This window comes from Pseudomonas sp. S04 (assembly GCF_009834545.1).
Lineage (GTDB): Bacteria > Pseudomonadota > Gammaproteobacteria > Pseudomonadales > Pseudomonadaceae > Aquipseudomonas.
The window spans coordinates 1,745,517-1,766,489 of sequence record NZ_CP019427.1 but is presented as its reverse complement, the minus strand read 5'-3'; the positions used below and the strand labels follow the sequence as shown (position 1 = coordinate 1,766,489).

Genomic DNA, 20,973 nt, shown 5'->3' with positions numbered 1-20,973 from the left:
CCACCGAGGATTTCAAGGGCTGGGTGTTTCCTCGATCTTGAAATGCGCCCGCGCCGTGGCAATCGGTTCGGCTTCAGTGCTCTGCCACGCGGTTATCGCCACGTTGGCGACGCGCCGCCCCTGCCGACACACCTGGCATTTGGCATAGGTATCGCGAAACTGCCCGGCACGCAGGTAGTCGAGGGAAAAGTCGATGATCTTCGGCACTCCCGGCGAGCCGGTGAACACCACCAGGTGCAGGGCTGCAGCCAGCTCCATGAAACCCGCAATCACCCCGCCGTGAATTGCCGGCAATAGCGGGTTGCCAATGTTGTCCTTGTTCGCCGGCAGGCGAAACAGCAACTCATCGCCCAGGCGCGAGCATTCGACGCCAATCAGCTTGGCGTACGGGATCAGGTGCAGCAGCGAGGCATAGTCGCCACGCTCGTGGGCCTGCTGCAATTGGGTCTTGAAGTCATCGTTCATTGTTGCCCACCACTCATCGAACCGCCGAAGCCCTTGGTGCCCTTGATCCCTTTGCCCATGCGCATGAACGTCCCGACTACATGGGCGATTGGCTGCTGCGGATCGTCCTGATAGGCAAAGCCGCGGGTAAAGATCACATCGGTGGTCACCCGGTAGCACTGGGCAAAGCCGTACACATCCTTGTGGGGTTCGGCCGGGTGCATGTAGTCGATGCGCAGGTCGAGGGTCGGGCACACTTCGAACTCCGGCAGCACACACAGGGTGGCCATGCCGCAGGCGGTGTCCATCAGGGAGGTAATGGCGCCACCGTGAATCACCCCGGTCTGCGGATTACCGACGATCTGCGGGCTGTAGGGCAAGGTGATGGTCATACCGTCCTGGCTGGCGCTGTGCACATGCAAACCGAGGACCTGACAATGACGCAGGGCCGATAAAAAGCGCATCGCACGCTCAAAAATGGGGTTATCCGACATTCGCTATAGGCTCTGATTAGTGTTGTTGCTTAGCTGTTATGGACGTAAGGAAAAGTTCCCACAAGAATAAACTTATATATCTGTGGGAAACATGGAACTTAACCCCTCAGGCTGTGCTCGAAAGGCCAAGTAGATATTTTCCATAAGGAGAAACACCCCATGCGTAAGACTTTAGCTATTGCCTTGATGTTGACCGCTTCCCTCGGTCTCGCTGCCTGCGATAAAAAATCCGAGGACAAAGCTCAAGATGCTACCAAACATGCCGAGCAAGCTCAGCAGGACATGAGCAAAGCTCAGGATAAAGTGAACGACGCTGCGAAAGAAAACGCCGAAGCTGCCAAAGCTCAGGCTGAATCGAACAAAGCCGCTGCCGAAGAAGCCGCTCCAAAAACCAATTAATGGTTTTAGCGCTGCACAATATAGCCCGCCAAGTGCGGGCTTTATTGTGCGCGTTGCAAACGTATTAGAGCAGCACGCTCTTGAATGTCGGGCTGAGCATCAGCAGCAATGAACACACCAGGCCGATACACCACACCAGGCTGCGCTGCCAGGGAAGGTCAGCCCAGTAGCACAGCAAATAGATCACCCGGGCAATCACGAAGACCATTGCCAACCCGTCGATCAGCCATCCCGCCGTCTGCGTGGTGTGCGCCATCAACACCCCCACTGCAAACAGGATGAACGCCTCAAAACTGTTCTGGTGGGCCGCCAGCGACCGGGCACCCAAGCCGCTCAACTGCGCCTGTTGCTGGCGCGGCAGGTGATTGTTGTAGCCGCCCTGCTCTTTCATGGCCTTGGTCACCGGCACACGCGCGACAAAAATCAGCAAGGCACTGATCAATACGCACCAGAACGCAATACTCATCAGCTCACCTCTTTATTGGCCTCGGGCAATGGCGCCTCAGTAGGGGTATAGACCATGACCTCTAGAACGTCGGAATGAAACTCCCGGCGATACAACACAAACACCACCCCGGCACTCATCGACATGAACAACCAGGGGCTGACAAACCAGGCCAGCATGGTCATGCCGAAGTAGTAAGAACGCAGGCCGAAGTTGAACTGGTTGGCGGCCATCGAAATCACCCGCGCCGCCCGCGCGGCAAATGCCTTGCGCTCCTGCTCCGAGACATGGCGCTCACCAACCATGGGCGCCGAGCCCACCAGGATCGCGGCGAAGTTGTACTGGCGCATGCACCAACTGAACGTGAAGAAGGCATAGACAAATACCAGCGCCAGGCACAGCAACTTGATCTCCGACATGCCCTGGGAGGCCTGTTGCACCATCGGAATATCAGCCAGCAACGACACCGCGCGCTCGGATGCGCCCAGTACCGTGAGAATACCGGCGAGAATAATCAGGGTGCTGGAGGCAAAGAACGACGCGTTGCGCTCCAGGTTGCCAATCACGCTGGCGTCGGCAATGCGGTTGTCGCGCAGCAGCATGCGGCGCATCCAGTCTTCACGGTACAGGTGCAACACGCTGGCCAGGCACGCCGTGTCGCGCCCCTTCCAACTGGCATAACGGGTGTAGCCACCCCAGCAGATGACAAACCAGAGCGCGGCCAGCAGATGGATCAGATTGGCATGGATGAACGACATGTAATTCCCTGGAGACGTTGATTAAACCCGTAGGAGCATGGTTTGCCCGCGATGCCGTCCTGGAGATCGTCATCGCGGGCATGCCATGTTCCTGCAAGTTAGATGTTCGACGTTAGCTCAGGGAAAAAGGCACGGCTATGCGCCCATAAAAAATGCCCCGCATCAATCGATACGGGGCATTTCGGTGTTTCGCGCCAGCCCGCTTGTGACGGGCGGCGTCAGTTACGCCAGGGCTTCGTCGCGCTTGCCCAGCAGGCGGTCGCAAGCCACCGCTACCACCAGGGTGAATACGCACGGCACCAGCCATGCCAGGCCTTGCTCGGCCAGCGGCAAGTGGGTCAGTTGAGTCGGCATCCAGTCAGCCAGGCCAGCGCCCTTGAGCGCGTCGATCAGGCCGAACAGGAACGACACCAGCATCACCGGACCGAGGATGCGGCTGTGCTCGTGCCAGAAGTCTTTGCAGAAGCTCAGGGCCACCAGCACGATGCACGGCGGGTAGATCGCCGTCAGTACCGGGATCGAGAACGCAATCAACTTGGTCAGGCCCAGGTTGGACACCAGCAGGGAGAATGCCGCAAGGATGATCACCAGGGTCTTGTAGGACAGTGGCAGGACACGGCTGAAGTACTCGGCACAGGCACAGGTCAGGCCGACCGCGGTCACCAGGCACGCCAGGGAAATCAGCACCGCCAGGAAACCACTGCCCAGCGAACCGAAGGTGTGCTGCACGTAAGCGTGCAATACCGCCGCGCCATTGGTCGCGCCGACAGCCACTTCATGACTGCCGGAACCGAGACGGAACAGGCTGACATACACCAGGGCCAGGCCCACGCCGGCAATCAGCCCGGCAATGATCGCGTACCGGGTAATCAGCGCAGGCGACTCGACGCCACGGGAGCGAATGGCATTGACGATAACGATGCCGAACACCAGGGCGCCCAGGGTATCCATGGTCAGGTAACCATTGATGAAGCCCTGGGAGAACGGTGCCGCCACGTATTCTGGCGTGCCGTGCCCGATATCCCCGGCCGGCAAGGCGAATGCGGCGATCCCGAGCACTGCCAGGGCAATGATCTTCAGGGGAGCGAGGAAACGTCCCACGGTGTCCAGCAGGCGACCCGGGTACAGGGAAATGAAGAACACCAGCAGGAAGTACACCGAGCTGTAGAGGAACAGCGCCAGCGGGCTTTCGCCGGTCAGTGGCGCCAGGCCTACTTCAAAGGACACGGTGGCGGTACGCGGGGTGGCAAACAGCGGGCCCACGGCGAGGTAGCAGGCAGCCGCCAGTATGCCACCAGCGACTTTACCGATCGGACTGCTCAGGGCGTCCATCGCCCCCCCGACCTTGGCCAGCGCGACAACGGTGATCACCGGCAAACCTACCGCGGTAATCAGAAAACCCAGCGCCGCCATCCAGACATGTGGTCCGGCCTGCAAACCGACGATAGGCGGGAAGATGATGTTGCCGGCCCCGACGAACAGGGCAAACGTCATAAAACCAAGTGCCAGAATGTCCTGGCCTTTCAACACTTTCATTAAGGAAATACCACACTACTGAATCGGAATTTAGAGAGGGATTTCCCTGATGGGTGAGGGAAATGCTGTCGGTCCGTATAGGACTGACCCGTTTAGCGCGCAGCAACCTTGTGGGACGCAGACGCAAAAATGGCGAGTAGCCTAACGAATTCGGCAGGAAAACGCACTGTTAAAGGGCGAACTATCCGATCTACGACATTTTCGTGTCGCGTTTATGCATGTAAATGGTTGGTGTCTGTAAGTCCGTCATCGCGAGCAAGCTCGCTCCCACAGTTTTTGCGGTGTGAATCAAATCGAATGTGCACTACAAATCCCTGTGGGAGCGAGCTTGCTCGCGATGGCGTCCGCACGGTCAACACAAATCCCGGAAATGACAAAGGCCACCCGAAGGTGGCCTTTGTCTGGTAAAGCGTCAGCTAAGCGCGAGGCTTACTTGACAGCCCAACCGGTCAGCTCGGACAAAGCCTTGCCGATGTCTGCCAGCGAACGCACGGTTTTCACGCCTGCGTCTTCCAGGGCAGCAAACTTCTCGTCTGCAGTGCCTTTGCCGCCAGAGATGATTGCGCCAGCATGGCCCATGCGCTTGCCCGGAGGAGCAGTCACACCAGCGATGTAGGAAACAACCGGCTTGGTCACGTGTGCCTTGATGTAGGCAGCCGCTTCTTCTTCAGCCGAACCGCCGATCTCGCCGATCATCACGATCGCTTCGGTCTTCGGGTCTTCCTGGAACAGCTTCAGGATGTCGATGAAGTTCGAACCCGGGATCGGGTCACCACCGATGCCGACGCAAGTCGACTGACCGAAACCGGCGTCAGTAGTCTGCTTCACAGCTTCGTAGGTCAGGGTGCCGGAACGGGAAACGATACCGACTTTGCCTGGCAAGTGAATGTGACCTGGCATGATGCCGATCTTGCATTCGCCTGGGGTGATCACGCCTGGGCAGTTAGGGCCGATCAGGACTACGCCCAGCTCGTCGCACTTAACTTTAGCGTCCAGCATGTCCAGGGTAGGAATGCCTTCGGTGATGCACACGATCAGCTTGATGCCGCCGAAAGCAGCTTCCAGGATCGAGTCCTTGCAGAAAGGAGCCGGAACGTAGATCACGCTGGCGGTAGCGCCAGTGGCAGCTACGGCGTCTTTCACGGTGTTGAACACTGGCAGACCCAGGTGCTCGGTGCCGCCTTTGCCTGGAGTTACACCACCAACCATCTTGGTGCCGTACTCGATGGCTTGCTGGGTGTGGAAACTACCTTGCGAACCGGTAATACCCTGGCAGATAACTTTGGTGTCTTTATTGATCAGGACGCTCATTATTTGCCCTCCGCAGCTTTGACAACTTGTTGAGCAGCGTCGGTCAGGCTGGTAGCAGCGATGATGTTCAAACCGCTTTCTGCCAGTACTTTAGCGCCCAGCTCAGCGTTGTTGCCTTCAAGGCGAACAACAACCGGGATTTTCACGCCGACTTCTTTCACAGCGCCGATGATGCCTTCGGCAATCATGTCGCAACGAACGATGCCGCCGAAGATGTTGACCAGTACTGCAGCGACGTTAGTGTCGGACAGGATGATCTTGAACGCTTCGGTAACGCGTTCTTTGGTAGCACCGCCGCCCACGTCGAGGAAGTTGGCTGGTTTGCCGCCATGCAGGTTGACGATGTCCATGGTACCCATGGCCAGGCCAGCACCGTTGACCATGCAACCGATGTTGCCTTCCAGCGCTACGTAGTTCAGTTCGAACTTGGCAGCGTGCGCTTCGCGCGGATCGTCTTGCGACGGATCGTGGAAAGTCTTCAGCTTAGGCTGACGGTACATGGCGTTGGCGTCGATGTTGATCTTCGCGTCCAGGCAGTGCAGATCGCCGTCAGCCTTGATCACCAGCGGGTTCACTTCCAGCAGAGCCAGGTCGTGATCCTTGAACAGTTTGGCCAGACCTACGAAGATCTTGGCGAACTGAGCAACTTGCTTGCCTTCCAGGCCCAGCTGGAATGCCAGCTCGCGACCCTGGAATGGCTGAGCGCCAACCAGTGGATCGATAGTGGCTTTCAGAATTTTTTCTGGAGTGTCGTGAGCGATTTTCTCGATGTCCACGCCACCTTCGGTGGAAGCCATGAACACGATGCGACGGCTCGAACGGTCAACGACAGCGCCCAGGTACAGCTCTTTAGCGATATCAGTGCACGATTCAACCAGGATCTTGGTGACTGGCTGACCATTGGCGTCAGTCTGGTAAGTCACCAGACGCTTGCCCAGCCACTGCTGTGCGAATGCCTTAGCGTCTTCTTTGCTGCGAACCAGCTTTACGCCGCCCGCTTTACCGCGACCACCGGCGTGGACCTGGGCTTTGACAACCCACTCGCTGCCGCCGATTTTGTCGCAAGCTTCTGCTGCTGCTTCCGGGGTGTCTACCGCGTAACCGGTGGATACTGGCAGGCCGTACTCAGCGAACAGCTGCTTACCCTGATACTCGTGAAGATTCATGCTTATTACCGTCTTCGTTAGGTACTGCGCATTCGGTGCTGCACTGTGGAGTGCCGCACCACCTGTGACTGCTGCTTGCGTAGCCTAAGCTACGCAAGACTGCGTCCAGCGGATATTCCGCGGTGAGTCTTGCATGCAAGGCTCACGACGGGCCATACCGCCGTGGTTTCTTATTGTCTTAACGCTTCTTGCGGTTGGCGATGTGAATGGCGCCGCCATTCACTGCCAGAGCTGCTTCGTGCAAGGCTTCGGACAGGGTCGGATGGGAGAAGACCATCATGCCCAGGTCTTCAGCGCTGGTGCCGAATTCCATGCCGATTGCGCCCTGCTGGACCAGTTCTGCAGCGCTCGGGCCAATCACATGGACGCCCAATACGCGGTCAGTCTTGGCATCGGCGATCACTTTGACGAAACCGCCGGTATCGTTGGCTGCCATGGCACGGCCACTGGCTGCGAACGGGAAAGTGCCGACGTTAACTTCAACGCCTTCAGCTTTCAAGGCCTGCTCGGTTTTACCGACCCATGCAATTTCCGGGTGAGTATAAATAACCGAAGGGATCAGGTCATAGTTCATCTGGGCTTTGTGGCCCTTGATGCGCTCGACAACCATGATGCCCTCTTCCGAGGCCTTGTGAGCCAGCATCATGCCGCGAACCACGTCGCCGATCGCGTATACGCCCGGTACGGTGGTCGCGCAGTGATCGTCGACGTGCACAAAACCGCGCTCGTCGAGGGTCACGCCGCAATCAGCGGAAAGCAGATCAGTGGTCACCGGACGGCGACCAACGGCTACGATCAGCTTGTCGAAGGTGATGGTCTGTTCGCCTTTGGCGTCGGTGTAGGTCACGACTACTTCTTCGCCGTTGACCTTGGAACCGGTTACGCGAGCGCCCAGCTTGATGTCCAGACCTTGTTTGGTCAGGGTTTTCAGTGCTTCCTTGGAAACGGCGGCGTCAGCAGCCATCAGGAAGGTGTCCAGGGCTTCCAGGACAGTCACTTCAGCGCCCAGGCGCGACCATACCGAACCCAGTTCCAGGCCGATCACGCCAGCGCCGATCACGCCCAGACGTTTTGGCACAGCTTGGAATTCCAGGGCGCCAGTCGAATCGACGATCACGTTCTGGTCAACCGGAGCCGGTGGAATGTCGATTGGACGCGAACCTGGAGCCAGGATCACGTTCTCGGCTTCGATGATTTCTACCGAACCGTCAGGCTTGGTGACTTCGACTTTCTTGCCAGCCAGCAGTTTGCCGTGGCCCTGGATCGAGGTCACGCCGTTGGCCTTGAACAGGGTGGCAACACCCGAGGTCAGGCCTTTGACGATGTTGGCTTTACGGCCGACCATTGCTGGAACGTCCATGGTCACGCCAGCGTGGTTGATACCGTGGATCGCGAAGCCGTCTTGTGCTTCGTGGAATTTCCAGGAGCTGTCCAGCAGCGCCTTGGATGGAATGCAGCCGACGTTCAGGCAAGTACCGCCCAGAGCCAGTTTGCCTTCCTTGTCGGTGTACTTCTCGATGCAGGCCGTCGAAAGACCCAGTTGAGCGGCCTTGATAGCTGCTACATAGCCGCCAGGGCCGGCACCGATCACTACTACGTCAAATTTCTGCGACATTGAAAAAAATCCTCTTTAGCGAAAAGCCTGAAGCCGCGGGCCACAAGCCAGACTGCCGTTAACCAGCAGCCTGAAGCCTGCAGCTCGCGGCTGCTTCTATCAGATATCCAGCAACAGACGAGCCGGGTCTTCCAGCAGGTTCTTGATGGTCACCAGGAAAGTCACAGCTTCTTTGCCATCGATCAGACGGTGATCGTAGGACAGAGCCAGGTACATCATCGGACGGATTACCACTTGACCGTTGATCGCCATAGGACGCTGCAGGATGTTGTGCATGCCCAGGATCGCTGCTTGCGGCGGGTTGACGATCGGAGTCGACATCATCGAACCGAAAGTACCACCGTTGGTGATGGTGAACGTACCACCGGTCATTTCGTCCATCGACAGTTTGCCGTCACGGGCTTTCTTGCCGAAGGTGGCGATGCCGCCTTCGATTTCAGCCAGGCTCATCAGTTCGGCGTTACGCAGAACCGGAACCACCAGGCCGCGGTCGCTGGAAACAGCAACACCGACGTCGGCGTAACCGTGGTAAACGATGTCTGCACCGTCGATCGAAGCGTTGACCGCCGGGAAGCGTTTCAGCGCTTCGGTAGCCGCTTTCACGAAGAACGACATGAAGCCCAGGCGTACGCCGTTGTGGGACTTCTCGAACAGATCCTTGTACTTCGAACGCAGTGCCATGACTTCGGTCATGTCGACTTCGTTGAAAGTAGTCAGCATCGCCATGTTCGACTGAGCTTCAACCAGACGCTTGGCCACGGTGGCACGCACGCGGGTCATCGGAACGCGCTTCTCGATGCGATCGCCAGCAGCGAATACAGGAGCAGCGGCGGCCGGAGCAGCAGCCTTGGCAGGCGCGGCAGCCGGAGCGGCTTTCTTGGCAGCAACGGCTGCAACCACGTCTTCCTTGGTCACACGACCGCCTTTGCCAGTACCGGCAACGGAAGCGATGTTGATGCCGTTCTCTTCAGCCAGCTTGCGCGCAGCTGGAGCGGCAACAGGATCGTCTTCGCCAGCAGCAGCCGGGGCAGCGGCTTGAGCGGCAGCAGCAGGAGCCGCGGCAGGAGCGGCAGCAACGCCGCCCGCTTCGATGGAGCCCAGGATTTCGTCGGACAGAACGGTGTCGCCTTCGTTCTTGACGATAGCGCCCAGTACGCCATCAGCGGTAGCCAACACTTCCAGTACGACTTTATCGGTTTCGATGTCGACGATCAGGTCGTCGCGCTTGACCGCGTCGCCCGGTTGCTTGTGCCAGGTGGCAACGGTGCCATCGGCAACCGATTCCGGGAAAGTGGGGGCTTTGATCTCGATAGCCATTGTCTGTGGTTCCTTAAATTCGGTTTCAGGTGCGCGAAGGCGTTAAACAGTAAAGGCGTCTTGCAGCAGTTTTTCCTGCTGCTCAGCGTGCATCGATGCATAACCACACGCCGGTGCAGCGGAGGCCTCACGACCGGCGTACTCGAGGACGAGTGCCTTGTTGTGATTGCCAACGATGCGACGCATGTGGTGCTGGCTGCAGTACCAGGCACCCTGGTTCATCGGCTCTTCCTGACACCAAACGATATGCTTGAGGTTGGTGTAAGGCGCCAGGACTTCGTTCAAGTCGTCCTCAGGGAATGGATACAGCTGCTCGAGACGCACGACGGCGATATCGTCACGGCCTTCGGCACGGCGTTTTTCCAGCAGGTCGTAGTAGACCTTGCCGCTACACAGAACAATGCGCTCGACCTTTTTCGGGTCTTGGGCATCGATTTCCGGGATAACGGTCTGGAACGAACCTTCTGCCAGGTCTTCCAGGGTCGAGATGGCCAGCTTGTGACGCAACAGCGACTTCGGTGTCAGTACGATCAATGGCTTGCGCAGCGGGCGAATCACCTGACGGCGCAGCAAGTGGTAGATCTGAGCCGGCGTAGTCGGTACGGCTACCTGAATGTTGTGCTCGGCGCACAGTTGCAGGTAACGCTCCAGACGTGCCGAGGAGTGCTCAGGACCCTGACCTTCATAACCGTGTGGCAGCAGCATGGTCAGACCGCACAGACGGCCCCACTTGTGCTCGCCACTGGTGATGAACTGGTCGATAACCACCTGGGCACCGTTGGCAAAGTCGCCGAACTGGGCTTCCCAGATCACCAGCGCGTCAGGCGTGGTGGTCGAGTAACCGTATTCGAACGCCAGTACGGCTTCCTCGGACAGGAACGAATCGTACAGGTCGAAACGTGGCTGGCCTTCGTACAGGTTCTGCAGCGGGATGTAGGTCCCCGCGTCTTTCTGGTTGTGCAAGACAGCGTGACGGTGCGAGAACGTACCGCGACCGATGTCCTGACCCGTCATGCGGATCGGGTGACCTTCGAACGCCAGGGTCGCGTACGCCATGGTTTCGGCGTAACCCCAGTTGATCGGCAGGCCGCCGGCTTGCATCTTCTGACGGTCTTCGTAGATTTTCGCAACCTGGCGCTGAACCACGAAGCCTTCTGGAATTTCCAGCAGCTTGGCGGACAGTTCCTGCAGGGTCTTGAGGTCGAAGCGAGTGTCGTGACGCGCAGTCCAGGCATGGCCCAGATACGGACGCCAGTCCACGAACAGCTCTTTGTTCGGCTCTTTGACCAGGCTTTTTACAACATGCAGGCCGTTGTCCAGTGCGTTGCGGTATTCGTCGATTTTCGACTGCACACGCTCTGCGTCCAGCACACCGCTTTGAGTCAGGCGATCGGCATACAGCTCACGGGTGGTGCGCTGCTTGGTGATCTGCTGATACATGATCGGCTGGGTGCCGCTTGGCTCGTCGGCCTCGTTGTGGCCGCGACGACGGTAGCAGACCAGGTCGATCACCACGTCACGCTTGAACTGCATGCGGTAGTCGATGGCCAACTGGGTCACGAACAATACGGCTTCCGGATCATCACCATTCACATGGAGGATCGGCGCCTGGATCATTTTCGCAACGTCGGTAGCGTACTCGGTGGAACGCGAGTCCAGCGGGTTGCTGATGGTGAAACCGACCTGGTTGTTGATCACGATGTGCACGGTGCCGCCGGTCTTGAAACCGCGGGTCTGCGACATCTGGAAGGTTTCCATCACCACGCCTTGACCGGCGAATGCCGCATCACCGTGGATCGAGATCGGCAGAACCTTCTCACCGGTTGGGTCGTTGCGACGATCCTGACGGGCGCGAACCGAACCCTCGACCACCGGGGAAACGATTTCCAGGTGGGACGGGTTGAACGCCATGGCCAGGTGAACTTCACCGCCGGTGGTCATCACGTTGGACGAGAAGCCCTGGTGGTATTTAACGTCACCGGAACCCAGCTCGACCTTCTTCTTGCCTTCGAACTCGTCGAACAGCTCGCGCGGGTTCTTGCCGAAGGTGTTGACCAGCACGTTCAGACGGCCACGGTGGGCCATGCCAATGACGATTTCCTTGGTGCCGTAGGAACCGGAACGCTGGATCAGCTCGTCGAGCATCGGGATCAGGCTTTCGCCGCCTTCCAGACCGAAACGCTTGGTACCCGGGTATTTGGTGCCCAGGTATTTTTCCAGGCCTTCACCGGCGGTCACGCGCTCGAGCAGGTGGCCCTTGATGTCCGCGGAATAAGTCGGACGGCCACGCACGCTTTCCAGACGCTGCTGGAACCACTGGCGCTGCTCGGAATCGGTGATGTGCGTAAATTCAGCGCCGATGGTGCGGCAATATGTCTGCTGCAACGCTTCGTGAATTTCGCGTAGGCTCGCTTCCTCTTTGCCGATGAACAGGTCGCCGGCACGGAAGGTCGTATCAAGATCGGCATTGGTCAAGCCGTAATGATTGATCGACAGGTCTGCAGGTGCAGGACGCTGCCACAGCCCCAGCGGGTCAAGCTGGGCTGCCTGGTGGCCACGCATACGGTAGGCCTGGATCAATCGCAGCACTTCAACTTGCTTCTTCTCGTGCTCACTGCTCACGCTGCCGGCGGAAACCGGTTGGGCGCGGCGCTGGTTCTTTGCCAGCAGCACAAAATGGTCGCGAATTGTGGAGTGCGAAACATCGATGGCAGAGTTGCCGTCTGTCGGCAACTTCTGAAAGTAGGTGCGCCACTCTTCTGGCACAGCGTTAGGGTCGTGCAGGTAGAGCTCGTAGAGCTCTTCCACATAGGCAGCGTTACTACCGGATAGGTAGGCGCTGTTCCACATGCGCTGCATCACGCTTTCTTGCATGCTTGGTCACCCTCGGTTAGGGGAACACCATCGGCGAAGACACCGAGCGAGCTTGCAGAAGTCCGAGTGCAGCGACCAAAACAAGCCACTTAGGATCACGCTGATAGTCCGGGTACCAGCCCGGATGCCCCTGCTTGTCTCATTTCTTCAAAATAAGAGCTGCAGCTTTATGGGCTACTGCTCTGGTTATAGCCAGGGCGCGGGTTGAAGCCCGCGCCTTGGCCTCTACGGGTACAGCGGTCCTGCATTTACTACTGCTGAATCACACGCCGCTTTGCAGAAGCATGTTACGAATGTGACCGATGGCCTTAGTCGGGTTCAGGCCTTTCGGACAAACGTTGACGCAGTTCATGATGCCGCGGCAGCGGAATACGCTGAACGGATCATCCAGTGAAGCCAGACGCTCGGACGTCTTGGTGTCGCGGCTGTCTGCCAGGAAGCGGTACGCTTGCAGCAGGGCAGCTGGACCCAGGAACTTGTCCGGGTTCCACCAGAAGGACGGGCACGAAGTCGAGCAGCAAGCGCACAGGATGCACTCGTACAGACCGTCGAGCTTTTCACGCTCTTCAGGGGACTGCAGACGCTCGATGGCCGGAGCCGGCGTATCGTTCTGCAGGTAAGGCTTAACCTTCTCGTATTGCTTGTAGAAGATGCTCATATCGACGACCAGGTCACGGATAACCGGCAAACCTGGCAGAGGACGAACGATCAACTTGTTACCTTTTACGACAGCGGACAGCGGCGTAACGCACGCCAGGCCGTTTTTGCCGTTGATGTTCATGCCGTCGGAACCGCAAACACCTTCACGGCAAGAGCGACGATAGGAGAAACCCTCGTCCTGCTCTTTGATCAGGGCCAGCACGTCCAGCACCATCAGGTCTTTACCACCGGTATCGACCGAAAATTCCTGCATGAACGGCGCGGCGTCCTGATCAGGGTTGTAACGATAAACGCTGACTTTCAACATGGCGGCCACCCTTAATAAGTCCGAATCTTAGGTTCAAAAGTCGGAACAGTCTTCGGCGAGAAGTTCACAGCACGCTTGGTCACGCGCTTGTCACCCGGGAAGTAGAGGGTGTGGCACAGCCAGTTTTCGTCGTCACGGTCTTCGAAGTCTTCACGGGCGTGAGCACCGCGGGACTCTTTACGTACTTCGGCAGCGATGGCGGTGGCTTCAGCCACTTCCAACAGGTTCTGCAGTTCCAGAGCTTCGATCCGCGCAGTGTTGAACGCCTGCGACTTGTCGTTGATCTTGACGTTGGCGATGCGCACGCGCAGGTCAGCCAGCTGGGCAATACCCTTCTGCATGTATTCGCCGGTACGGAACACACCGAAGTAGTTCTGCATGCAGCTTTGCAGCTCGCGACGCAGGGTTGCCACGTCTTCGCCATCAGTACGCTCGTTCAGAGCGGACAGGCGCGCCAGGGCAGTTTCGATGTTGGCGTCGGTGGCCTCATCGTATTCGATGCCGTCGGTCAGTGCTTTTTCCAGGTGCAGGCCAGCAGCGCGGCCGAATACCACCAGGTCGAGCAGCGAGTTGCCGCCCAGGCGGTTGGCACCGTGAACCGATACGCAAGCTACTTCACCTACAGCGAACAGACCTGGAATGATCTGATCCACGCCTTCGTCGTTCTGGGTGATCGCCTGGCCGTGAATGTTGGTCGGAACGCCGCCCATCATATAGTGGCAAGTCGGAACAACCGGAACCGGAGCAACAACCGGGTCAACGTGGGCAAACGTCTTCGACAGTTCGCAGATGCCTGGCAGACGGCTGTGCAGCACTTCCTCGCCCAGGTGGTCGAGCTTGAGCATTACGTGGTCGCCATTCGGACCGCAACCGTTGCCAGCGATGATTTCCTTGACCATCGAGCGAGCAACCACGTCACGACCGGCAAGGTCCTTGGCGTTCGGAGCATAACGCTCCATGAAACGCTCGCCGTGCTTGTTGATCAGGTAACCACCTTCACCACGGCAACCTTCGGTCACCAGTACACCGGCGCCGGCGATGCCGGTCGGGTGGAACTGCCACATTTCGATGTCTTGTACCGGAACACCAGCACGCAGGGCCATGCCAACGCCGTCACCGGTGTTGATCAGGGCGTTGGTGGTGGACGCGTAGATACGACCTGCACCGCCGGTAGCCAGAACGGTGGCCTTGGCACGGATGTAGGTGGTTTCGCCGGTTTCGATGCAGATAGCGATTACGCCGACGAACTCGCCTTGACCATTCTTTACCAGGTCAACAGCGTAATACTCGTTCAAGAACACGGTACCGGCTTTCAGGTTGCCCTGATAAAGGGTGTGCAGCAGCGCGTGACCGGTACGGTCGGAAGCAGCACACGTACGGGCAGCCTGCCCGCCTTTGCCGTAATCCTTGGACTGACCGCCGAATGGACGCTGGTAGATACGACCCTGTTCAGTACGGGAGAACGGCATACCCATGTGGTCCAGCTCGTAGACAGCGGCCGGGCCTTCCTGACACATGTATTCGATAGCGTCCTGGTCACCGATGTAGTCGGAACCCTTGACGGTATCGTACATGTGCCAGCGCCAGTCATCGTTCGGATCCGCAGAAGCGATGGCGCAGGTGATGCCACCCTGGGCCGATACAGTGTGCGAACGCGTCGGGAAAACCTTGGTGATCACGGCAGTCTTGTGACCGCCTTGTGCCAGTTGCAGCGCTGCGCGCATGCCAGCACCGCCGCCACCAATGATGATGGCGTCGAAAGAAATCGTTGGAATGTTAGCCATGAATCAGATACCCCAGAGAATCTGCACACCCCAGACGAAGTAAGCGAACATCGCAACGCCGCATACTGCCTGGAAAAGGAAACGTACTGCAGTCGCGGACTTGCCCAGCGCCATTGGCGTCAGGTAGTCGGTCGCGATGGTCCACATGCCGACCCAGGCGTGAGCGCCCAGGGCCACCAGGGCCAACAGACTGAAGATACGCATCCAGTTGCTTGCGAACAGCTCGTGCCATTGGGCGTAGCCAATGCCAGGGTTCGCGACGAGGTACCCGATCAGGAAAATGAAATAAGCCGCGAGAACGACCGCAGACACACGTTGTGCCATCCAGTCATAGAGGCCCGAACGCGAAAGGTTCGTAACGCTGGTTACCATATCCAAACTCCTGCCAGAACGATCAACACCACGGAAACGGCGATGATAATTTTCGAGCCCAGGCGGCCGCCTTCCAGCGTCTCACCGATGCCCATATCCATGATCAAGTGGCGCACACCGGCTACCAGGTGATACAGCAGAGCGGACAGGAGGCCCCATGCTACGAACTTGGCCAGCGGGCTGGTCAAGCATGCCTTCACCTCGGCGAAACCTTCCTCGGAACCCAGGGATTTGCCCAATGCATACAGCATGAAGCCAAGGCCCAGGAAGAGGATGATGCCGGAAACACGGTGAAGAAACGACGTAACGCCGGTGATGGGGAGTTTGATGGTCCTTAGGTCTAGGTTTACAGGTCGTTGGCTATTCACGGCTTTTTTTTCACACTGAAGAGCCCCTAACAATCAGGGCAAAGTTGTTGGGGAGTGCACTGGTCAGGTAACCACCACCCAGGGATGCGACCCCCATCAAAACAGGCCCAAAAGCCCTTGGCGGTCGGCTGCCGAGTATAGACAGTTAGGTTACTAATGACAACGCAAACACCTTCCCCTAATAGCTGATTGCGCAAGCAGGATAAAAGGCGTAAATGGCAGGCAATTTCGAGGAAAAAGTGTGGTTAAAGCCTTCTGGGGCAAGACTTTAGGCAAATTGACATTCGAATTTATCTCACTATAGTGGTGCGGGCCCTGCGTGGGGGGTCTGTCTGATGATTTCAAGCATAAATAGGAGGCCACATGGCTGACAAAAAAGCGCAGTTGATCATCGAGGGCGCAGCCCCCGTCGAGCTGCCCATTTTAACCGGCACCGTTGGTCCCGATGTTATCGACGTCCGGGGCTTGACCGCCACGGGCCGCTTCACCTTTGACCCGGGTTTCATGTCGACCGCTTCTTGCGAGTCGAAGATTACCTATATTGACGGCGATAACGGCATCCTGCTGCACCGCGGCTACCCGATCGAACAACTGGCTGAAAAGTCGGACTACCTGGAAACCTGCTACCTGCTGCTCAACGGCGAACTGCCGACCGCAGAGCAAAAGGCCCAGTTCGTCGGCACCGTGAAGAACCACACCATGGTTCACGAGCAGCTGAAGACCTTCTTCAACGGCTTCCGTCGCGACGCCCACCCGATGGCGGTCATGTGCGGCGTAGTCGGCGCTCTTTCGGCCTTCTACCACGACTCCCTGGACATCAATAACCCGCAGCATCGCGAAATCTCCGCGATCCGCCTGGTTGCCAAGATGCCAACCCTGGCAGCGATGGTTTACAAGTACTCCATGGGCCAACCCATGATGTACCCGCGCAACGACCTGTCGTACGCGGAAAACTTCCTGCACATGATGTTCAACACCCCGTGCGAGATCAAACCGATCAGCCCGGTACTCGCCAAGGCCATGGACCGGATCTTCATCCTCCACGCCGACCACGAGCAGAACGCATCGACTTCCACCGTCCGCCTGGCAGGCTCCTCGGGTGCCAACCCGTTTGCCTGTATCGCTGCCGGCATCGCCGCACTCTGGGGCCCGGCTCACGGCGGCGCCAACGAAGCGGTACTGACCATGCTTGACGAAATTGGCGATGTCTCGAACATCGACAAGTTCATCGCCAAGGCCAAGGACAAGAACGATCCGTTCAAACTGATGGGCTTCGGTCACCGCGTTTACAAGAACCGCGATCCTCGCGCGACTGTAATGAAGCAGACCTGCGACGAAGTACTGAAGGAGCTGGGGATCAACAACGATCCGCAACTCGAACTGGCCATGCGCCTGGAAGAGATCGCCCTGACCGACCCGTACTTCATCGAACGCTCGCTGTACCCGAACGTCGACTTCTACTCGGGGATCATCCTCAAGGCGATCGGCATTCCAACCAGCATGTTCACCGTGATCTTCGCCCTGGCACGTACTGTCGGCTGGATCTCGCACTGGAAAGAAATGCTCTCCAGCCCGTACAAGATTGGCCGCCCGCGCCAGTTGTACACCGGCTACGAGTCGCGTGACATTACCAAGCTGGAAGACCGCAAATAAGATTTGTCTTGCGATGAAGTCTTAAGTTGTACCGGGAACGGCCTCTATTTATATAGGGGCCGTTTTTGTTTGTGCTGGGGTTGGTATTTTTTGGGGTTGGGGGCATATCCGTTTCTTAGGGTGCTGCCGCTGGCGGTTTCGCTCTTACAGCCAGCCCTTTCAAGGTCTTTGATAAAATCCCCCAAAACTCCAGTCAGGGTGACGAAAGCGATGTGGGCAGAAGTTCTAGCGCGGTTTGAGAAAAAAACACCGGCCAGTGTCATGACCAGAGTGATACTGGAGCAGGCTGTTCCTGCCACATGGGTCGATCAGGTGTTCGAAGAACATCGTCAGCGGCAATACCCGCGTGAGCTTCTGTTCTCAACCATCGTTGAACTGATGTCCCTTGTTTCATTGGGCTTGCGACCATCGCTACATGCTGCTGCACGGCAGATGGAGGATCTTCCCGTCAGCTTGGCGGCGCTGTATGACAAGGTCAGCCGCACAGAACCTGCGCTGCTGCGCGCCCTGGTCACCGGCAGCGCAGAGCGCTTGGCCCCGACGATAAAAGAGCTGGGGCACTCAGCCATTTTGCCTGGCTGGCAACTGCGGGTCGTCGACGGCAATCACCTGCCTTCCAGCGAAAAACGCCTGGGCGCTTTGCGCCGTGAACGAGGGGCCGCCCGGCCTGGTTTTTCAGTAGTGGTTTACGACCCCGATCTGGATCAGGTCGTCGATCTTCAGCCCTGTGAAGATACCTATGCCAGTGAGCGCGTCAGCGTTCTGCCGTTGCTGGAAAAAGCCTGTGCGGGGCAGCTGTGGATGGCTGATCGACTCTATTGCACGCTCCCCGTCATGGACGCCTGCGAAGAGTCCGGAGCCTCGTTCATCATTCGCGAACCGAGCAAGCATCCACGTCTACTTAAGGAAAGCGACTGGCAGGAGTCTGTCGCGGTCGGGGTAGGCAGCGTGCGCGAGCAAATCATCGAGGTCAAAGGTGGTCGCCAGTGGCGGCGTGTCGAACTGAATCTGCAAAACCCCACCGAATCTGGCGACACCACGCTGTTGTTCTGGAGCAACTTGCCCGACTCCATCAGTGCCGAGCAAATCGCCGATTTGTACCGCCGTCGCTGGAGCATCGAAGGGATGTTCCAGCGTCTGGAATCGGTGCTGGACAGCGAAATCGAAACCTTGGGCAACCCTAAGGCCGCCCTGCTGGGATTTGCGTCGGCCGTGTTGGCTTACAACGTCTTGGCCGTGCTCAAGCACAGCGTTGAACAGGCTCATCGCCAGACCCTGCCCGACGATTGGGAAGCATCGATTTTCCACCTGACGGTACAGGTACGCAGCGGTTACGAGGGTATGCAAATAGCCCTGCCAGCAGAACACTCATCCATTCCGATCCCCGCAGGAGGGCTGGCTCAGTATCTGCTTGCACTCGCTCGAAACATCCAGCCCAAAGCGGTCGTCAAGAGTAAACGAGGTCCGAAGGTGCCCAAACCAAAGGAGTGGCTTGAAGGCAAAGCCGCGAATGCCCACGTGTCGACGGATCGGGTGCTCAAGGCCGCTAAAGTCAAAAGACCTTGAAAGGGCTGGCTTTTACAGCGGCTCACTTTTCCAAACGCCGAAAAGTAAGCAAAAGGCTTTGCCCCTGGCGTACGGCACTTCGCTGAGGCTCAGTGTTCCCTCGCTACGGTGTCCATCCGGGGGCATCGCCTACGGTTTGCTTCGCTGCACCTCCTCTCGATGAATGCGGCTACGCCGCACGGCGCTGCGCGCCTACCCCCGATGAACACCTTCGGCGTTTTTCAAGGTAGTTGTCGTGTCGCCCGTCTTGCTAGGCGACCTTCACGACAACTGTCAGCTCCCTTTCGGGGTTGAGATACACCGTCCCGATTGGGTTCCAGTTGCGTGTCTCACCTGACCATCTTTCAGGCCTTTTTTCTCTCGCTTGCCCATAGATTGCCGCCCTCCGGGCCAAGATTTCCCGGTCATTTCCCTCGTGGCGCTGGGCGGGTGTCACGAAGCGGATTCGGCTATGACGATGCTCGGTGTTGTACCAGGCCATAAAATTCCTCACCCAGATACGCGCGTCATCCAGGCTGCTAAATCCATCCTGCGGCCACTGCGGGCAGTACTTCAGCGTTCTAAACAGCGACTCCGAGTAAGGATTGTCGTTGCTTACCCGAGGTCTTCCTCTCGATGGCGTGATACCCAGGTCGTACATCTTGGTCAGTAACGTCACCGATTTCATCGGTGCGCCATTGTCCGAGTGAAGCACCAGCGGCTGACGCCAGCACTTCTCTCGAGTGACACTTCGTTGCAGTAGGACGGCTGCTTTTTCACCGCTTTCTGCCTCGTAAACTTCCCAGCCCACGGCCTTTCGGCTGTAGATATCCTCGATCAAATAGAGGTAGTAAAACTTCCCACGAACCGGCGACGGCAGGTACGTAATATCCCAAGACCACACCTGATTGGCGGCTGTCGCCGCGTAAGTGGTGGGTGCTTCATGGCGATGCGGGCGTTTGGCGCGGGAACGATGATGCTGCTGATCTGCCGCATGCAGCACTCGGTAAAAGGTTGCCTCCGATGCCATGTAACGTCCCTCGTCAGCGAGCCGTGGCACGATCTGGCTCGGTGGCAGATGTGCGTAGGCCTTGCTGTTGCACAAGACCAGGATAGCTTGGCGCTCAAGATCACTCAGGGCGTTACTCGGCACTGGCCTCACCGTCGTGGTGCGCCCATCTGCCAACATTGCTTCGGGCAGGCTCCAGCGCTGTAGCGTGCGTAGCGAAATACCGACTTCTAGACACGCAGGCGCCCTGCGGGCGCCCGCCGTGATGGCTTCGTTGAGCCAGTCGACGAGAAGATGCCGTTCTGGCAACAAGGTCAATTGACCTCGTCGTCGCTCCCCCAGTAGGCATTGAGCTTTTTTCGCAGCACCAGCAATGCGACTGTTTCAGCCAGTGCTGCATCCTTTCGGCGCAGCTCGCGCTCCAGTTCCCGAATCCGCTTTTTATCCTCCTTGGTCTCCCCAGCGATTCCTTTTTTCAGCGCTGAATGATTAGTACTGTTGGCAATGAAAGCTTTGCGCCAGCCATCAATTTGCTCAGGGAAAATACCGTTGCGACGGCAATACTCACTCAGCTCCAGCTCCGACAAAGCTGATGATTCGATGACTGCCATGAGCTTGGATTCGGCAGACCAATTTTCAGGCGACTGCTTGTTTTCGGACAACTGGGAACCTCTGGCAGCAGCTTGCTTACGCCAATAATGAAGAGACATGTCGCTACAACCTTCACGGCGCGCGACCTCCGACGCTGAAAGGCTCAGGGGCGGAAGCATCATTTTCAACAACGCAGCTTTGCGTTCTTCTGAATAGAAAGGCATGACCTTACTCTTGCCGCCCCCGGAATACTTTTAAAAAGCGGAGGACACGACAACTACCCTGACACCGGGGGCCTTCGCTCGGCCTGCCGATGGGGCAAAAG

At 57.9% G+C, this 20,973-nt stretch carries 18 protein-coding genes; 3 read left to right on the top strand and 15 right to left on the bottom strand.

Annotated features, from left to right (window positions below):
- Window positions 1-12: 12 nt before the first annotated feature.
- Window positions 13-465 (bottom strand): PaaI family thioesterase, encoded by a 453-nt coding sequence (locus PspS04_RS07765; RefSeq protein WP_095167548.1) that lies wholly within the window; start codon window positions 463-465, stop codon window positions 13-15.
- Window positions 462-938 carry a PaaI family thioesterase gene (locus tag PspS04_RS07760; RefSeq protein WP_159994450.1) on the bottom strand — a complete coding sequence of 159 codons (477 nt, stop codon included), beginning with the start codon at window positions 936-938 and terminating at the stop codon, window positions 462-464. The genes PspS04_RS07765 and PspS04_RS07760 overlap by 4 nt, the downstream gene beginning before the upstream one ends.
- Window positions 939-1,097: 159 nt before the next feature.
- Between PspS04_RS07760 and PspS04_RS07755 the strand changes: the two genes are divergently transcribed.
- Window positions 1,098-1,337 carry a hypothetical protein gene (locus tag PspS04_RS07755; protein ID WP_095167544.1) on the top strand — a complete coding sequence of 80 codons (240 nt, stop codon included), beginning with the start codon at window positions 1,098-1,100 and terminating at the stop codon, window positions 1,335-1,337.
- Between the two features lie 64 nt (window positions 1,338-1,401).
- Here PspS04_RS07755 and PspS04_RS07750 read toward each other — a convergent pair whose 3' ends face one another.
- The 12 genes from PspS04_RS07750 to sdhC all read right to left on the bottom strand — a co-directional run bounded on the left by PspS04_RS07750 (window position 1,402) and on the right by sdhC (window position 15,850).
- On the bottom strand, window positions 1,402-1,803 hold the full coding sequence (locus PspS04_RS07750) for an MAPEG family protein (RefSeq protein WP_095167543.1): 402 nt from the start codon (window positions 1,801-1,803) through the stop codon (window positions 1,402-1,404).
- Window positions 1,803-2,540 carry a DUF599 domain-containing protein gene (locus PspS04_RS07745; RefSeq protein WP_095167541.1) on the bottom strand — a complete coding sequence of 246 codons (738 nt, stop codon included), beginning with the start codon at window positions 2,538-2,540 and terminating at the stop codon, window positions 1,803-1,805. Before PspS04_RS07745 ends, PspS04_RS07750 begins: the two co-directional genes overlap by 1 nt.
- A 222-nt stretch (window positions 2,541-2,762) precedes the next feature.
- The gene (brnQ, locus tag PspS04_RS07740; RefSeq protein WP_095167539.1) at window positions 2,763-4,076 is read right to left on the bottom strand and encodes a branched-chain amino acid transport system II carrier protein; all 1,314 of its coding nucleotides are present in this window, start codon (window positions 4,074-4,076) and stop codon (window positions 2,763-2,765) included.
- Between the two features lie 429 nt (window positions 4,077-4,505).
- Entirely contained in the window at window positions 4,506-5,387 is an 882-nt protein-coding gene (gene sucD / locus PspS04_RS07735) for a succinate--CoA ligase subunit alpha (protein ID WP_053156820.1), read from the bottom strand.
- A complete protein-coding gene (gene sucC / locus PspS04_RS07730) occupies window positions 5,387-6,553 on the bottom strand; it encodes an ADP-forming succinate--CoA ligase subunit beta (protein WP_007919879.1) in 1,167 nt (388 codons plus the stop codon). Before sucC ends, sucD begins: the two co-directional genes overlap by 1 nt.
- Window positions 6,554-6,731: 178 nt before the next feature.
- Window positions 6,732-8,168 carry a dihydrolipoyl dehydrogenase gene (lpdA, locus tag PspS04_RS07725; protein WP_095167538.1) on the bottom strand — a complete coding sequence of 479 codons (1,437 nt, stop codon included), beginning with the start codon at window positions 8,166-8,168 and terminating at the stop codon, window positions 6,732-6,734.
- 99 nt (window positions 8,169-8,267) lie between these two features.
- The gene (gene odhB / locus PspS04_RS07720; RefSeq protein WP_095167536.1) at window positions 8,268-9,485 is read right to left on the bottom strand and encodes a 2-oxoglutarate dehydrogenase complex dihydrolipoyllysine-residue succinyltransferase; all 1,218 of its coding nucleotides are present in this window, start codon (window positions 9,483-9,485) and stop codon (window positions 8,268-8,270) included.
- 42 nt (window positions 9,486-9,527) lie between these two features.
- Window positions 9,528-12,359: a 2-oxoglutarate dehydrogenase E1 component gene (locus PspS04_RS07715; protein WP_095167535.1), complete on the bottom strand. Its 2,832-nt coding sequence runs from the start codon at window positions 12,357-12,359 to the stop codon at window positions 9,528-9,530.
- 262 nt (window positions 12,360-12,621) lie between these two features.
- A complete protein-coding gene (locus tag PspS04_RS07710; protein ID WP_046032887.1) occupies window positions 12,622-13,326 on the bottom strand; it encodes a succinate dehydrogenase iron-sulfur subunit in 705 nt (234 codons plus the stop codon).
- Window positions 13,327-13,337: 11 nt separating this feature from the next.
- The gene (gene sdhA, locus PspS04_RS07705; protein ID WP_095167533.1) at window positions 13,338-15,110 is read right to left on the bottom strand and encodes a succinate dehydrogenase flavoprotein subunit; all 1,773 of its coding nucleotides are present in this window, start codon (window positions 15,108-15,110) and stop codon (window positions 13,338-13,340) included.
- Window positions 15,111-15,113: 3 nt separating this feature from the next.
- The gene (gene sdhD, locus PspS04_RS07700) at window positions 15,114-15,482 is read right to left on the bottom strand and encodes a succinate dehydrogenase, hydrophobic membrane anchor protein (RefSeq protein ID WP_003446906.1); all 369 of its coding nucleotides are present in this window, start codon (window positions 15,480-15,482) and stop codon (window positions 15,114-15,116) included.
- The gene (gene sdhC, locus PspS04_RS07695; protein WP_095167532.1) at window positions 15,476-15,850 is read right to left on the bottom strand and encodes a succinate dehydrogenase, cytochrome b556 subunit; all 375 of its coding nucleotides are present in this window, start codon (window positions 15,848-15,850) and stop codon (window positions 15,476-15,478) included. The genes sdhD and sdhC overlap by 7 nt, the downstream gene beginning before the upstream one ends.
- A gap of 363 nt (window positions 15,851-16,213) precedes the next feature.
- Here sdhC and gltA point away from each other — a divergent pair, with 363 nt between their 5' ends.
- Window positions 16,214-17,503 (top strand): citrate synthase, encoded by a 1,290-nt coding sequence (gltA, locus tag PspS04_RS07690; protein WP_095167530.1) that lies wholly within the window; start codon window positions 16,214-16,216, stop codon window positions 17,501-17,503.
- 261 nt (window positions 17,504-17,764) lie between these two features.
- Window positions 17,765-19,069 carry an IS4 family transposase gene (locus tag PspS04_RS07685; RefSeq protein WP_159998750.1) on the top strand — a complete coding sequence of 435 codons (1,305 nt, stop codon included), beginning with the start codon at window positions 17,765-17,767 and terminating at the stop codon, window positions 19,067-19,069.
- Between the two features lie 250 nt (window positions 19,070-19,319).
- Here PspS04_RS07685 and PspS04_RS07680 read toward each other — a convergent pair.
- Window positions 19,320-20,872, bottom strand: a protein-coding gene (locus tag PspS04_RS07680) for an IS3 family transposase (RefSeq protein WP_194240661.1) whose coding sequence is annotated in 2 segments (ribosomal slippage) — window positions 19,320-20,410 and window positions 20,410-20,872 — 1,554 coding nt in all. Because the reading frame shifts where the segments join, the coding sequence is not laid out codon by codon here.
- Window positions 20,873-20,973 lie beyond the last annotated feature (101 nt).

Coding starts and splice junctions, on each gene's coding strand:
- odhB (WP_095167536.1), bottom strand. CDS start 9,485: ATGGCTATCGAGATCAAAGCCCCCACTTTCCCGGAATCGGTTGCCGAT.
- PspS04_RS07750 (WP_095167543.1), bottom strand. CDS start 1,803: ATGAGTATTGCGTTCTGGTGCGTATTGATCAGTGCCTTGCTGATTTTT.
- brnQ (WP_095167539.1), bottom strand. CDS start 4,076: ATGAAAGTGTTGAAAGGCCAGGACATTCTGGCACTTGGTTTTATGACG.
- sucD (WP_053156820.1), bottom strand. CDS start 5,387: ATGAGCGTCCTGATCAATAAAGACACCAAAGTTATCTGCCAGGGTATT.
- sucC (WP_007919879.1), bottom strand. CDS start 6,553: ATGAATCTTCACGAGTATCAGGGTAAGCAGCTGTTCGCTGAGTACGGC.
- sdhA (WP_095167533.1), bottom strand. CDS start 15,110: ATGGCTAACATTCCAACGATTTCTTTCGACGCCATCATCATTGGTGGC.
- gltA (WP_095167530.1), top strand. CDS start 16,214: ATGGCTGACAAAAAAGCGCAGTTGATCATCGAGGGCGCAGCCCCCGTC.
- lpdA (WP_095167538.1), bottom strand. CDS start 8,168: ATGTCGCAGAAATTTGACGTAGTAGTGATCGGTGCCGGCCCTGGCGGC.
- sdhD (WP_003446906.1), bottom strand. CDS start 15,482: ATGGTAACCAGCGTTACGAACCTTTCGCGTTCGGGCCTCTATGACTGG.
- PspS04_RS07745 (WP_095167541.1), bottom strand. CDS start 2,540: ATGTCGTTCATCCATGCCAATCTGATCCATCTGCTGGCCGCGCTCTGG.
- PspS04_RS07765 (WP_095167548.1), bottom strand. CDS start 465: ATGAACGATGACTTCAAGACCCAATTGCAGCAGGCCCACGAGCGTGGC.
- PspS04_RS07755 (WP_095167544.1), top strand. CDS start 1,098: ATGCGTAAGACTTTAGCTATTGCCTTGATGTTGACCGCTTCCCTCGGT.
- PspS04_RS07685 (WP_159998750.1), top strand. CDS start 17,765: ATGACCAGAGTGATACTGGAGCAGGCTGTTCCTGCCACATGGGTCGAT.
- PspS04_RS07710 (WP_046032887.1), bottom strand. CDS start 13,326: ATGTTGAAAGTCAGCGTTTATCGTTACAACCCTGATCAGGACGCCGCG.
- PspS04_RS07760 (WP_159994450.1), bottom strand. CDS start 938: ATGTCGGATAACCCCATTTTTGAGCGTGCGATGCGCTTTTTATCGGCC.
- PspS04_RS07715 (WP_095167535.1), bottom strand. CDS start 12,359: ATGCAAGAAAGCGTGATGCAGCGCATGTGGAACAGCGCCTACCTATCC.